Origin of the sequence: Nocardia exalbida NBRC 100660, assembly GCF_000308575.1 — a bacterium.
GTDB lineage: Bacteria > Actinomycetota > Actinomycetes > Mycobacteriales > Mycobacteriaceae > Nocardia > Nocardia exalbida.
Window position 1 is genome coordinate 177,167 of record NZ_BAFZ01000119.1, and the last position, 12,037, is coordinate 189,203.

Annotated in this window: 10 protein-coding genes; 4 read left to right on the plus strand and 6 right to left on the minus strand. The window is 70.7% G+C overall.

Annotated elements, in window-relative coordinates:
• Positions 1 to 5: 5 nt before the first annotated feature.
• Positions 6 to 644 (plus strand): methylated-DNA--[protein]-cysteine S-methyltransferase, encoded by a 639-nt coding sequence (locus ON29_RS27465; RefSeq protein ID WP_083864093.1) that lies wholly within the window; start codon positions 6 to 8, stop codon positions 642 to 644.
• 204 nt (positions 645 to 848) lie between these two features.
• Here ON29_RS27465 and ON29_RS27470 read toward each other — a convergent pair whose 3' ends face one another.
• The 3 genes from ON29_RS27470 to ON29_RS27480 form a co-directional block, all read right to left on the minus strand.
• A complete protein-coding gene (locus tag ON29_RS27470) occupies positions 849 to 1,133 on the minus strand; it encodes a hypothetical protein (protein WP_040870725.1) in 285 nt (94 codons plus the stop codon).
• Positions 1,130 to 3,736 carry a helix-turn-helix transcriptional regulator gene (locus tag ON29_RS27475; RefSeq protein ID WP_040870726.1) on the minus strand — a complete coding sequence of 869 codons (2,607 nt, stop codon included), beginning with the start codon at positions 3,734 to 3,736 and terminating at the stop codon, positions 1,130 to 1,132. The genes ON29_RS27470 and ON29_RS27475 overlap by 4 nt, the downstream gene beginning before the upstream one ends.
• Before the next feature lie 116 nt (positions 3,737 to 3,852).
• A complete protein-coding gene (locus tag ON29_RS27480; RefSeq protein ID WP_040870727.1) occupies positions 3,853 to 5,142 on the minus strand; it encodes an adenylosuccinate synthase in 1,290 nt (429 codons plus the stop codon).
• 280 nt (positions 5,143 to 5,422) lie between these two features.
• On the opposite strand from ON29_RS27480, the gene ON29_RS27485 reads away from it, so the two are divergent.
• Together ON29_RS27485 and ON29_RS27490 are read left to right on the plus strand one after the other, a co-directional pair.
• Positions 5,423 to 6,082 carry a hypothetical protein gene (locus tag ON29_RS27485; protein ID WP_245549126.1) on the plus strand — a complete coding sequence of 220 codons (660 nt, stop codon included), beginning with the start codon at positions 5,423 to 5,425 and terminating at the stop codon, positions 6,080 to 6,082.
• Positions 6,079 to 6,861, plus strand: a complete 783-nt coding sequence (locus ON29_RS27490; protein WP_040870731.1) for a site-2 protease family protein — start codon at positions 6,079 to 6,081, stop codon at positions 6,859 to 6,861. The genes ON29_RS27485 and ON29_RS27490 overlap by 4 nt, the downstream gene beginning before the upstream one ends.
• 321 nt (positions 6,862 to 7,182) lie before the next feature.
• Here the strand turns inward: ON29_RS27490 and ON29_RS27495 are convergent, their stop codons facing one another.
• From ON29_RS27495 to ON29_RS36135, 3 genes are all read right to left on the minus strand, one after another.
• Complete coding sequence (locus ON29_RS27495) at positions 7,183 to 8,286, minus strand: FUSC family protein (protein WP_174371868.1); 1,104 nt, start codon at positions 8,284 to 8,286, stop codon at positions 7,183 to 7,185.
• 104 nt (positions 8,287 to 8,390) lie between these two features.
• Complete coding sequence (locus tag ON29_RS27500; protein ID WP_040870895.1) at positions 8,391 to 8,834, minus strand: DUF3151 domain-containing protein; 444 nt, start codon at positions 8,832 to 8,834, stop codon at positions 8,391 to 8,393.
• A 159-nt stretch (positions 8,835 to 8,993) separates the two neighbouring features.
• The gene (locus ON29_RS36135) at positions 8,994 to 9,878 is read right to left on the minus strand and encodes a hypothetical protein (RefSeq protein ID WP_157172917.1); all 885 of its coding nucleotides are present in this window, start codon (positions 9,876 to 9,878) and stop codon (positions 8,994 to 8,996) included.
• 643 nt (positions 9,879 to 10,521) lie between these two features.
• On the opposite strand from ON29_RS36135, the gene ON29_RS37300 reads away from it, so the two are divergent.
• Positions 10,522 to 11,970: an Rv0361 family membrane protein gene (locus ON29_RS37300; protein ID WP_245549127.1), complete on the plus strand. Its 1,449-nt coding sequence runs from the start codon at positions 10,522 to 10,524 to the stop codon at positions 11,968 to 11,970.
• The last annotated feature ends 67 nt before the right edge of the window (positions 11,971 to 12,037 follow it).

Here is a 12,037-nt window from a genome sequence, read left to right on the forward strand (position 1 = left end):
GGCTCATGAGTGACGCCACGAGCCTCGCCGCCGATCGTCCGGCGACCGAGGCCACCGGTTCGGCAACGGAGCCCCTGATCCCGGGCCGTCCCGCGCCGACCGGCCGGGCCGCGGCGACGCTGTTCGACACCGCGATCGGCTGCTGCGCGATCGCGTGGAGCGATGCGGGTGTGATCCGATTCCAGCTCCCGGAGGCGAGCGCGGCAGCCACCCGGGCGCGCATCACCCGAGCTCGCGCCGGCGAGAAGCTCCACGAGGAGCCACCCACCGGCGCGATCGCCGAGGCCATCGCGGGTATCCGCGCCCACCTCGCGGGTGAACTCGACGACCTGCGTTGGATCGCCGTGGACATCAGTGGGATTCCGCGGTTCCACCGCGCCGTCTACGCCGTCACGCGCGCCATCGACCCCGGCCGCACCCTCAGCTACGGCCAGGTCGCCGACCGCGTCGGCGCGCCCGGCGGCGCCCAGGCGGTCGGACAGGCATTGGGCCGCAACCCGATCCCGCTGATCATCCCGTGCCACCGCGTGCTCGCCGCCGACCATGCCCTGCACGGCTTCTCCGCCCCCGGCGGCATCGATACCAAGCAGCGCCTGCTGAGCATCGAGCGCACACCGGGATTCGGCGAACCCACACTGTTTTGAGCCGATCTCGCCCGTCGCCTTCCTCCACGGCCCGTTCGGCCGACATGCCGCTGTGTCCGCGCTGAAATCCGCGTCGGCATGCCTGATTCGGCTACGGCCGAGGCCGAGGCTCGATGGAATCGGGCGTCACCAACCGGCGCACCCGACCACACAGGCTCGATATTCGAGCGGAGGTACCGAGCATCCGACGTTCGCGCCGCGGAACTACAGCACCGGGTGCGCGCGAAAGAATTCGCAGGCGTCGCCGGTGATGTAGCCGTCCTCGCAGCCGAAATAGGTCTGAATACAGGCGTTCGTCGAGCAACCGAGTTCGATCAGCTTCTGCCGGATCCGGGCGTTGCGCTCCTGCGGCGTGTCGGTCTTCGGCGCCACCGTCGCCGAGGAGCGCACCGAGCTGGTGACCGGTTGCGGTTGCCCGTGCGAGCACCCGGCGGCCAGGACGATTCCGGCTGCCAGCGCGCAGATCACCGCGGCCGGTCGCCAGGTCATCCTCCGCTCCCTGACTCCCCGCGCATCAGCGCCCCGAGGGACTCGCGATCGGTGACGTCCATTTTGATGCAGGCCCGGTAGAGGTGGCCCTCCACGGTGCGCACCGACACCGTGAGCCGGTCGGCGATCTGCCGGTTGGACAGACCCGCGGCGACGAGGTTCGCGATCTCGCGTTCCCGCGCGGTCAAGGGCAATGGCTGCGCCGCCTGCCGCAGCGCCGGGGTGCTCGCTCCGCCGCAGGCGGCGGCCAGGCGGTTGGCCATGGCGGCGGACTCGAGCAACCTGCGCCGATCCCCGGAACGCTCATGGGCCGACGCGGCCTGCGCCGCGGCGTCGGCGGCCGACAGCAGCACGCCGAGACGCTCGAATTCGGCTGCCGCCGCGTCCAGCCCGGGTCCGTCGTGGGCGGCGAGCGCCACCGCGTGCCGCGCCTGCGCCTGCACCAGCCGCCCTTCCACCCGGACGGCCAGCTCCGCCAGTCGTCCGGACACCGAATGGTCGCCGAAGCGGGCCGCGGCGTGCAGTGCCATGGCCTCGATCGCGTGCTGATGCGAGTGTGCGGCCGCGTCGGCGGCGCCCACCGCGATCCGGATGGCCGGGGTCACGGTTCCTTCGGCGGCGGCCAGCCAAGCGCGGGCCACTTCCAGCTGCGGTTCGTACACCGCGCTGTGCCTTCCGCCCCGGGCGGTGGCGTGCGCGATCGACTCGGCGGCCTCGGCGGCGCGCCCGAGCGCCGAATACGCCTCCGCCAGACGGATTCGCGCGGGGAACATCCACGCGGCGGCGCCCTCCGCGGCCAGTGCGGCCAGCGCCTGTTCCAGATTGTCGATGCCGTCCAGGAACCGCCCCTGCGCCACATCGACGGTGCCCTGCAGGATCTTCGACATGCCCCAGGCCAGGTACTGGCCCGGCGAGGAGTAGCCGACGAACGACCCGGCGCGGCGTCGCGCGGCGTCCAGATCGCCGGTGAAGGTCAGGGCGAGCACCTCGGCGTGGGTGGACATGAAGCGGTTGAGCCCGTCGATGTGCTCTTCCACCTCGTGCCCGCGGGCCGCGTACTGCCTGGCCTCTTCCCCCCTGCCCATCAACGCCAGCGCCAGGCCGCCGCCGAACGCCGCCCACCACACCGCCCACGGCGGCGCGCCGTCGGCGGAAATCACCGTTTCCGCCTCGGCGATCGCGTCGTCGACCCGGTTCTCGTTGACCAGGCTCGCGGAGGCCAGCCCGGTGAAGATGGCCGCGATCTTCGGATGCCGCACCTTCCCGCGCACCAGCTTCAGCACCTCGTCGGCGCGATCGGCATCGCCCATGGCCCACAACAGGTTCGCCACCCGGGTGCTGCCCCAGCGTGCCAGCTGCACCTCGTCGAGCTGGTCGGGGTCGAAGCTGGCCAGGGTGCGCTCGGCCTCGATCCGATGTCCCTGCCAGAGCAGGGCGCGCGCCAGCAGGTCGGCGGCCTCCACGCCGCCGCGCCGCTCCACCGCGGCGCGGGCGAAGCGCTCGCCCAGCGGCAGATTCGCCAATCCGATCGCGTCGGCCGCGGCCGCCTCGAACAATTCCAGATCCGCGGATTTGTCACTGTCCAGCGCCAATTCGGCCAGCCGGATACGGTCGGCGGCGGAATTGATCCGGCGCTCCTTCAGCGACGAATACAACCTGCCGCGCAGCCGCCGCGCCGAGGCGATGCCCAGCCTGCGCCGGATCACCTCGCCGAACAGCGGATGGTTGTAGCGGACGATCAGATCCCGGGAATTCTCCACAACCCGGATCACCCCGCGCGTTTCGGCGGCTTCCACCGCGTCCTCGCCCGCCAATCCGGCGAGGACGTCGAGATCGATCGGCTCACAGAAGGTCAGCAGCTCCAGCACCCGCAGCACCGGCTCGGGCAGTTGCTCGACCCGATCCTCCAGCAGCGCGGCCAGCTCCGAGGTCACCGCGGCTCGCCCGCGTAACTGCCACACCCCGTTGACCTGGCGCAGCGTGCCCGCCTCCAGCGCGCCCTCGACCAGATGCCGCAGGAACAACGCGTTTCCGGCGGAGGACTCCCACATCAGGTTGGCGGTGAACCCCTCGAGCTGCCCGCCGAGCATCGACTCCACCAGCTCGACGCTCTGGCGCTGGGTGAACGGACGCAGGTCGATGCGCGTCAGGTGACCGTCTTTCCACAGCGAGGTGACCGCGTCCGGCACCGGAACGCCGCTGCGCACGGTCACCACGATGTGCGCGGCTTTGTCGATGGCCAGCTGGAGCAGCAGGGTGGCGGAGAGTTGATCGAGCAGATGCGCGTCGTCCACGCCGATCACGGTGTCCCCGTCGGCGAGCAACGCCTCGCGCGCCGCCGACATGAAGGTGACCGGATCGTGCGCCGTATAGACGCCGACCATGTGCGCGAAGACCCCCAGGGGAATGCTGCGCGCCGATTCGGTGCCCGCCACCCAGCGAACATTGCCGCCGATCGCGGACGTGGCATGCCTGGCCAGGGTGGTCTTGCCCACCCCGGCGTCGCCGGTCAGCACCACACCGACGTGCTCCGAACCGGTCAGCGCCGCGCGGATCGCCTCGAATTCGCTTTCGCGCTCGATCATCGGCCAGTTCCGAGCCATGCTCTAACTGTAGTTCTTCACCGATCATGATCGAAGCCGAGCGACCACGATAGATGGGGTGAATTTCTGGTGACTTCGCCGAATTTCCGCTGGACCACGCGGAATTCGAACAGGTTCTAGCCGAGCACGTCGTGCCGGACGATGGTTTGATCACGCCCGGGACCCACGCCGATGCAGGAAATCCTCGCGCCGGACAGCTCCTCCAAACGCAACACGTACGCCTGGGCGTTGGCGGGCAACTCCTCGAAGGTGCGCGCGTCGGAGATATCCTCCCACCAACCGGGCATTTGCTCGAAAATGGGCTTCGCGTGATGGAATTCGGTCTGCGTGGTCGGCATCTGCTCGACCCGCTCGCCGTCGACCTCGTAGGCGACGCAGATCGGCACCGTCTCCAGACTGGATAGAACGTCCAGTTTGGTGAGGAAGTAGTCGGTGATCCCGTTGACCCGGGTGGCGTAGCGCGCGATCACGGCGTCGAACCAACCGCAGCGGCGGGCGCGTCCGGTGGTGACACCGACCTCGCCGCCGGTCTTGGCCAGGTAGGCGCCGAACTCGTCGAACAGCTCGGTCGGGAACGGGCCGGAACCGACCCGGGTGGTGTAGCACTTCAGGATGCCGAGCACCGTGTTGATCTTGTTGGGGCCGATGCCCGCACCGACCGCCGCGCCGCCCGAGGTCGGGTTCGACGACGTGACGTACGGGTAGGTGCCGTGGTCGACGTCCAGCAGGGTGCCCTGCGAGCCCTCCAGCAGCACCGTCTCACCGCGCTCGAGCGCCAGGTTCAGCTTCAGGCGCGTGTCGGCGATCCGGTGGGAGAAGCTTTCGGCCTGCGTGAGCACCTCGTCGACCACCTGCTGCGGGTCCAGCGCGCGGCGGTTGTAGATCTTGACCAGCACCTGGTTCTTGAACTCCAGCGCCGCCTCGACCTTCTGGGTGAGGATCTTCTCGTCCAGCACGTCGGCGACGCGCACGCCGACACGGGCCACCTTGTCCTGGTAGCACGGGCCGATACCGCGGCCGGTGGTGCCGATCTTCTTGTTGCCGAGGAAACGCTCGGTGACCTTATCGATGGCCACGTGATACGGCATGATCAGGTGCGCGTCGGCGGAGAGCAGCAGGCCGGAGGTGTCCACGCCGCGCTCTTCCAGCCCGGCCAGCTCGTCCAGCAGCACGCCCGGGTCCACGACGACGCCGTTGCCGATGACATTTGTCACGCCGGGGGTAAGGATGCCGGAGGGGATGAGGTGCAGCGCGAAGTTGTCACCGTTGGGCAACACCACGGTGTGACCGGCGTTGTTGCCACCTTGGTACCGGACCACCCAGTCCACCCGACCACCGAGCAGATCGGTTGCTTTGCCCTTCCCCTCGTCGCCCCACTGGGCGCCGATCAGGACGATTGCCGGCATTGTCGTGTCTCCTACGGTTCGACAGGCAACACTGCTGTGTTGCAGCTACCTGCCGTACTGAGGCGGTGGCCGGAAGGACAGTCTAGCCGACCCGTCCGCGGCGGCATCGAAGCGGATCTCGTCGTAGGCTCGACACCCGTGTGGTCACGGCCGGGCAGGGCTATGGTTGCACGGCACGCGGAGCGGAAGCGCGGCGTGCACGGGCGAGCCGCAGCTTGGTTCGGCCGCAATGCGAGGGGCCCGACGGTGTCGGCTCGAACCGAGGAGGGTGTACGGCAGCTTGAGTACCCATGTTCTCCGCTGCGACGGCGCCCCCGTACCCATCGCCCTCGCGGCGCTGCCGACCACCCAGACGGCCGCCGTCCCCGATCCCACGGTGATCGATGAGCTGCTTCCCGTGCTGGCCGCCGACAGCCTCCCGCGCCTGATCGTGCTCGGTGAGGACCCCGCGCTGGCCGCGGTGCTCACCCATCTGATGCGCACCGAGCGCTTGCACGTGGAGATCGGATACGTGCCGGTCGAGAAGACCTACGGTTCCCGTGCCTACCAGACCGGCACCGGCAACGCCGCCGCCAAACGCGCCATCGACGGCCGCGCGGTCGAGACGCCGCTGGTTCGCGACGACACCGGCAAGGTGCTCGTGGGCCGAGCGGTGATCGCGGGCATCGGCGGCGAGAAACTGGAGGGCGAAGCCTATGTCGACGACACGTTGCTGTTCTCCGGACAGGTGACCGCCATGCTCGTCTCGCCGTGCCTCGAACCACCCGGTGTGCGGGCCACCGTGCGCAAACGCTTCCGCAAGCGGCGCTGGTTGGAGGGGCGAGCCGCACAGCTCGGCACGCCCGGCGCGATCGTGACCAGGGACGGCGTCCGCGCCGATCGCCCGGTGCCGCGCTCGACTTTCTACCGCCACCACGAATCCTGGCTGCTGGTGCGATGAACGCCCCGTTCCCCATCGGCCGCAGGTCGCGCGCGGTCCGGCCGAGCCCGGTGTTCCTGCTCGTGATCGCCCTGACCGCGGTGGGCGGGGCGCTGGCCTGGGACGCCGCACTCGACTCGACCCGAGCCAAGGCCGGTGTCTTCGTCTTCGTGGTGTCCGGCTGGGTGGTATCGCTGTGCCTGCACGAGTTCGCGCACGCCTACACCGCTTGGCGCGCGGGCGACCGCGAGGTCGAGTTGCGCGGCTATCTGACGCTCAATCCGCTGAAGTACAGCCATCCCCTGCTGTCGATCGTGCTGCCGATCGTGTTCATCGCGCTCGGCGGGATCGGCTTGCCGGGCGGCGCGGTCTACGTGCACACGCACAATGTCGCGCCGCGCACGCAGCGGATCATCAGCGGCGCCGGGCCCGCCGTGAACGCGCTGTGCGCGGTGCTGCTCCTGGTGACCGTGCGGATCTGGGGTAGCTCCAGCAGTCATCCCGCGTTCTGGTTCGGCGTGAGTTTCCTTGCGTTCCTCCAGATCACCGCGGCGCTGCTGAACCTGATCCCGCTGCCCGGGCTGGACGGCTACGGCCTCGTCGAGCCGTCGCTGAGCTACCAGACCAGACGCTCGCTCGATCAGTTCAAGCCGTTCGGCATGCTGATCCTGTTCGCGCTGCTGTTCACCCCCGCCATCAACCAGGTGTTCTTCGACGCGGTGTACGCGCTGTTCGAACTGTCCGGCGTCCCGTCGAATTGGTCGCGCTACGGCGGCTACCTGACGCGATTCTGGACCTGATCGCCGGCGCGCCCGCTCGGCGACTCCGGTGCGGCGCAGGGCCGCCCGGTCAGGTCGGCCGGACGGCCCCGCTTCTTCGCCCGCTTCCGATCCGCCCCGCCTCTCGGCCGCCACACCCCTTGGCCGAGAGGTCCTTTCGTCCACGTGCGAAGCGTTCGACCGCGATACCCCTCGAGTCGCGGTCACATCGCAAAGCTACGGCGGGACAACGCACGGAGCGCGAGTAGCGGACTACTCGAAGATCAAACTTTCGCCTCGCCGCGCCGGGCGCGGACCACGGTGCCCGGCACGAATGTCCGAATACCGCTGAGTAGTACGGGTTCAGACCTCGGGCCGCACGTAGGGATTCTTGACCGTCGGCGGCAGCAGGGCAATCGCCGAGATACGTTGCACGCCGCACACCTGCATCAGGTCTACCAGCGTGGAACGCACCTGCGCGAAGACGACGTGCGCCGAAAGCCCCGCACCCGCTACCAGTTCCGGGCGCGCGCCCTTCGCGACCGAGCGTAGTACCCGGGTCGCCTCGGCGCGGTCGGGCTGCTCACCGGGGTCGGCCAGCATCATCCGGCGCACCACATCGACGGCTTGGCCGAGGCGCTCCACCTCGTCGATCAAGCCGGGATCGAGGATTTCGTCGTCGCGCACCAGGGTCAACGAGCGCCGCAACAGGACTCGGGTGTTGCGGATGGCGTTGTCCAGTGGGTCCGCGGTGGCCCTGATGCGTTCGAGACGGTCACGAGAGTTCCAGTACAGCGGCGAGATCCGGCTGATCTCCCTGCCGCCTTCCAAGGTGGCGCGCAGGGAGTCGATCTGCGGCTGCGTGGCGCGCATCGCCGACAGCGCGTGGTGCAGCTTCTCCGGATCCTGTTCGAGCAGTCCGTCGGCGCAGCTGCTGATCGATCTGCCCATCACGGCGAGGATGTCCGCGGCGAGCGTGCGCGCTCTGCGCACCGGGTGCAGCGGGATCGCGGCGACCACCACCACGCCGACCAGGCCACCCACCAAGGCGTCGATCATGCGGGAGAGGCCGCCGCCCGCCGAGGGCGGGAGCAACGTCGCGACGAGCACGGCGGAACCGGCCGCCTGCACGGTGATGACCGAGCCGCCGTCCAGGAACACCGCCGCGGCCATGGCGACCGCGACCACCAGCGCGATCTGCCACACGCCGGTGCCGACGCGGGAGATGAACAGATCGCCGATGCCGATGCCGACCGCGACGCCGACCACCAGTTCCACCGAGCGACGCAGCCGCGCGCCGAAGGAGATGCCCATCGACACCACGGCGGCGGTCGGCGCGAAGAACGGCAGCGCGTGACCGATCACGTGATGGGCGAGGAACCAGGCCAGCGCGGCGCCGACCGAACACTGGATGATCGGCAGCACCGACCGGCGCAACCGCGACCAGGAGGTGCGCAGCCTCACCATGCCGTTCGCGCGGGCCACACCGACCCGGGACGTCGGGTCGAACGCACCCCTCGCCCGGCCGCCCCCCTGCTCGAATCGCTACGCGGTACTCCGATCACTACGACTCAGTCGAGGCCGAGCTCCGCGGCCGCCCGGGGGTCGCAGTCTTCCAGCAGATCGAGGCAGCGGGCGTACTCGTCGGTCTCGCCGATCAGCTTGGCGGCCCGGGCCAGCGCGCCGACGCTGCGCAGGAAGCCCCGATTGGGCTCGTGGCTCCACGGCACGGGACCGAAGCCCTTCCAGCCGTTGCGGCGCAGCAGGTCCAAGCCGCGGTGGTAGCCGGTGCGGGCGAACGCGTACGCGGCGACGATGTCGTGATTGATCGCCTCGTCCTGGGCTTCGCCACGGGTCAGCGCCGCCTCGGCGAGGTACGCCCAGGCGATCGAGGCGGCCGGATGCTCGGCCGCGACCCGCACCGGATCGGCGTTGTCGAGCAGCGCGTCCTCGGCGTCGGGGATTTCGGGTAGCAGTACCGGTTGCGGTCCGAGCAGGTCACCGAACGAGGTCATGCGGTTCATTGTGCACGCCACGACGGTTTGCTCGACAGGCGGCTTCGTGCGCGGGGCGCAGGTCCGAGGACGGACCTCGGGCGGCTCGGCGTTCGTTCGGCTGGACGTGGGCTGATGCCGGACCTCGTCGGGCCGCGACCATTAGGCTGGCCGTCGAGTTCAAACAGTTCCGCTTTGACGAGGGGTGTGCGTGTCCGACCCGAACGACGAGAAGAATCCGGCGCGGGACAGCGCCGAACCGGCCGACGCCGCCGGAGCCGACGCACGCCCCGGTGCCGCCGCTGAACGTAACCCGGACGCATCGGCTGCGCCCACCGAGCGCATCGCCAAGGGGCAGCGGCCGAATGCCTCGCCGTCGGGTACGGACCGATCCGCGTCCGGCGCGGACGCGGGCAACCGCGGTCCAGCCCCCAGCGCGCCGCGAGCAGGAGACCCCGGACAAGCACCTGCCAACCCGGGCAGCGGTCCGGCCTCGTCGAGGAACACGGACGCGACGTCGAACACGGCGGGCGCGAAACCGGCGAACGGCCCCGCGGGCAGTCCGAACTCACCGGCCCCCGCGCCGAACACGCCAGGTGGGAAACCGGCGAATGGTCCTGCGGCTGGTGCTGACGCAACGTCCTCCGCCACGACTTCGAGCACCTCCGCGGCGGCGGGCGGCCCGGTGCGGAGCGCGGGCTCCACGCAGCAGCCCGGTCCGTCCAGCGGTGCGAAGCCCCCGACCCCGGACAACCGAACAAGTTCTGCCTCCCGACCTGCTCCCTCGAACTCCCCGGCAGCCGGATCGAACGCACCCGCGCCCGGTGGCACGAGCGCCGAGGGCGGCCCTGCCTCCAGCCCCGCCGCCGAGACGAACGCTCCGTCCCCGAGTTCAGCGCCGAGGCCAGCGGGCAGCACACCCGGCGCGGCACCGAACGCATCTACTTCCGCGACATCCCCGGCGGGCCAACGATCAGCGCAACCACCTGTCGCACAGCCCAGCGGCCAGAACACGCCGTCTGCCGCCGGGTCGGCGGCTTCGAGCGCGCCCGGCACCACGGGCACAGCACCTTCCGGACCGGCAGGCCCCGGCCGGGCGAACACTCCGGCAGCTCAACGACCTTCGCAACCGCCCGTCCAGGGCAACCGAAACACACCGTCCGCATTCGGCACACCCGGCACGGCACCCTCCGGACCAGCAGGTCCCGGGCGAGCGAACACCCCAGCGGGCCAACGCCCCGCGCAACCGCCTGCCGCCCAGTCCAGCGGACAGAACGGGCCGTCCGCCGCCGGGTCGGCCACTTCGAGCGCACCCGGCACCAAGGGCGCAGCACCTTCCGACCCAGCAGGTCCCGGCCGGGCGAACACCCCAGCGGCGCAACGACCTCCGCAACCGCCCATCCAGGGCAACCAGAACACACCGCCCACTTCCAACACCTCCGGCACAGCACCATCCGGCCCGTCGGGACCTGGCCGGGCGAACGCCCCAGCGGGCCAACGCCCCGCGCAACCGCCTACCGCCCAGTCCAGCGGACAGAACGCTCCGTCCGCCGCCGAGTCGGCCACTTCCAGCCCGCCCGGCGCCAAGGGCACGGCATCTTCCGGCCCAGCAGGTCCCAGCCGGGCGAACACGCCTGCGGGCCAGCGCCCTACCGCCCAGTCCGGCGGCCACAACGCCCCTTCCGCCGCCGGGTCGGCCACTTCGAGCGTGTCCGGCACCACGGGCACAGCACCTTCCGGACCGGCGGGTCCCGGCCGGGCGAAGGACGGGGGCGAACCAGCGCGCTCCGGTACCGGCGCGTCTGCCTCGGCCCCGGCGCAAGGCGCCGACGCCGAGACGGCCGCGATCGATCGGACGGCCGCACCGAGGCAACCGGAGGCCGGTGGCGCGTCGAAGTCCGGTTCCGCACCGAATCAGTCGGCCGAAGCGCGCACCGTGGTGATCAAACGGGACCAGACGCCGTCCGGCCCGACGCGCGGTTCCGCACCGGGCACGGCCCCCGCCGGGGAGTCGGCTTCCAAAGACGCTGCGGCGCAATCGAAACAGGGCACAGCGGCGGCCGAATCCGGACAGGCCGCGGAGAAATCCACGCGAGGGGCGTTGCCCGAGACCGCGGCGAGTGATTCCACCGGCCCCGAGGCGAAGACCGCCTCGGTCCCGCAGGGCGCCGAAGGCGCGACCGTTGTGATGCGCAGGCCGCAGCCTCCGGCCGGCCCGGCGACTCCCGCCGCGCAGACGGCCGACGAGTCCACGTCGGGTGATCAGAAGAACCCGCCCGGTTCGGATGACGTCACGATGGCGATGCCGGTGATCGGCGTAGACGACGCGAAAACCATCGCGCTCCCCATCCAGCGCCCCGCCGACGGCGGCAGGCCGGGGACCGATCGTGTGGTCGCGTCACCGGCGGGGCCGGTCCCGATCACGAAGCCCCCGAGCACGCCGCGCCCGGCTTCCGGTCCGAAGCAGCCCGGCCCGCACGGCCCGTCCGCGCCGCCGCAGCACGGCCCGGGAGTGGAGGAGACGCGCCCGTCGCCGCAGCGCCCACAGGGCAGGCCGCGACAGGTGGCGACCGCCCCGTCACCGGCGGACGTCCAGCAGACCGTGCCCGCGCAGTCGATGACGGGCCCGCGCGCGCCGCACACCCGGCCCGTCGCGCCGCCGCAGCGGATCCCCCCGGCCGCGCAAGGCGCCGGGGCGTCCGCGACCGAGCCCGCCCGGAACAACCGCTTGCTGCTCATCGCGGGCGGGGCGGTCGTGCTCGTGGTCGCGCTCTTGGCGGTGATCGTGTCGCTGGTCACGATGTCCGGCGACGACTCCCCCGAGGCCCAGGTGCGCAGCGCGATCACCAGCTACACCGAGGCGCTGAAGACCGGCGACCTGGAGGCGCTTCGCTCCACGACGTGCGGTCCACTGCACGACTTCTATCAGAGCATCCCGAGCGACCAGTTCGCCGGTGTGCACAAGCTATCGATGGAGCGGAAGAACATTCCGGTGGTGGACAGCATCGACGCCATCCGCATCACCGACGCCACCGCCATCGCGCAGGCGACGGTGTACACCGAAGCCGACCCGGCGAAGCGGTCCGCGCGCACCTTCGACCTGCAGCGCACCGACGACGGATGGAAGGTCTGCGACCCGCCCGGAAGCACTCAGTAACCGCCCGGCGGCGTGATAGCCGACACGCATCGATGCCGGTCGCGCACGTCACACTCACCTGGTCAAT

Coding starts and splice junctions, on each gene's coding strand:
- ON29_RS27465 (WP_083864093.1), top strand. CDS start 6: ATGAGTGACGCCACGAGCCTCGCCGCCGATCGTCCGGCGACCGAGGCC.
- ON29_RS27470 (WP_040870725.1), bottom strand. CDS start 1,133: ATGACCTGGCGACCGGCCGCGGTGATCTGCGCGCTGGCAGCCGGAATC.
- ON29_RS27475 (WP_040870726.1), bottom strand. CDS start 3,736: ATGGCTCGGAACTGGCCGATGATCGAGCGCGAAAGCGAATTCGAGGCG.
- ON29_RS27480 (WP_040870727.1), bottom strand. CDS start 5,142: ATGCCGGCAATCGTCCTGATCGGCGCCCAGTGGGGCGACGAGGGGAAG.
- ON29_RS27490 (WP_040870731.1), top strand. CDS start 6,079: ATGAACGCCCCGTTCCCCATCGGCCGCAGGTCGCGCGCGGTCCGGCCG.
- ON29_RS27495 (WP_174371868.1), bottom strand. CDS start 8,286: ATGGTGAGGCTGCGCACCTCCTGGTCGCGGTTGCGCCGGTCGGTGCTG.
- ON29_RS27500 (WP_040870895.1), bottom strand. CDS start 8,834: ATGACCTCGTTCGGTGACCTGCTCGGACCGCAACCGGTACTGCTACCC.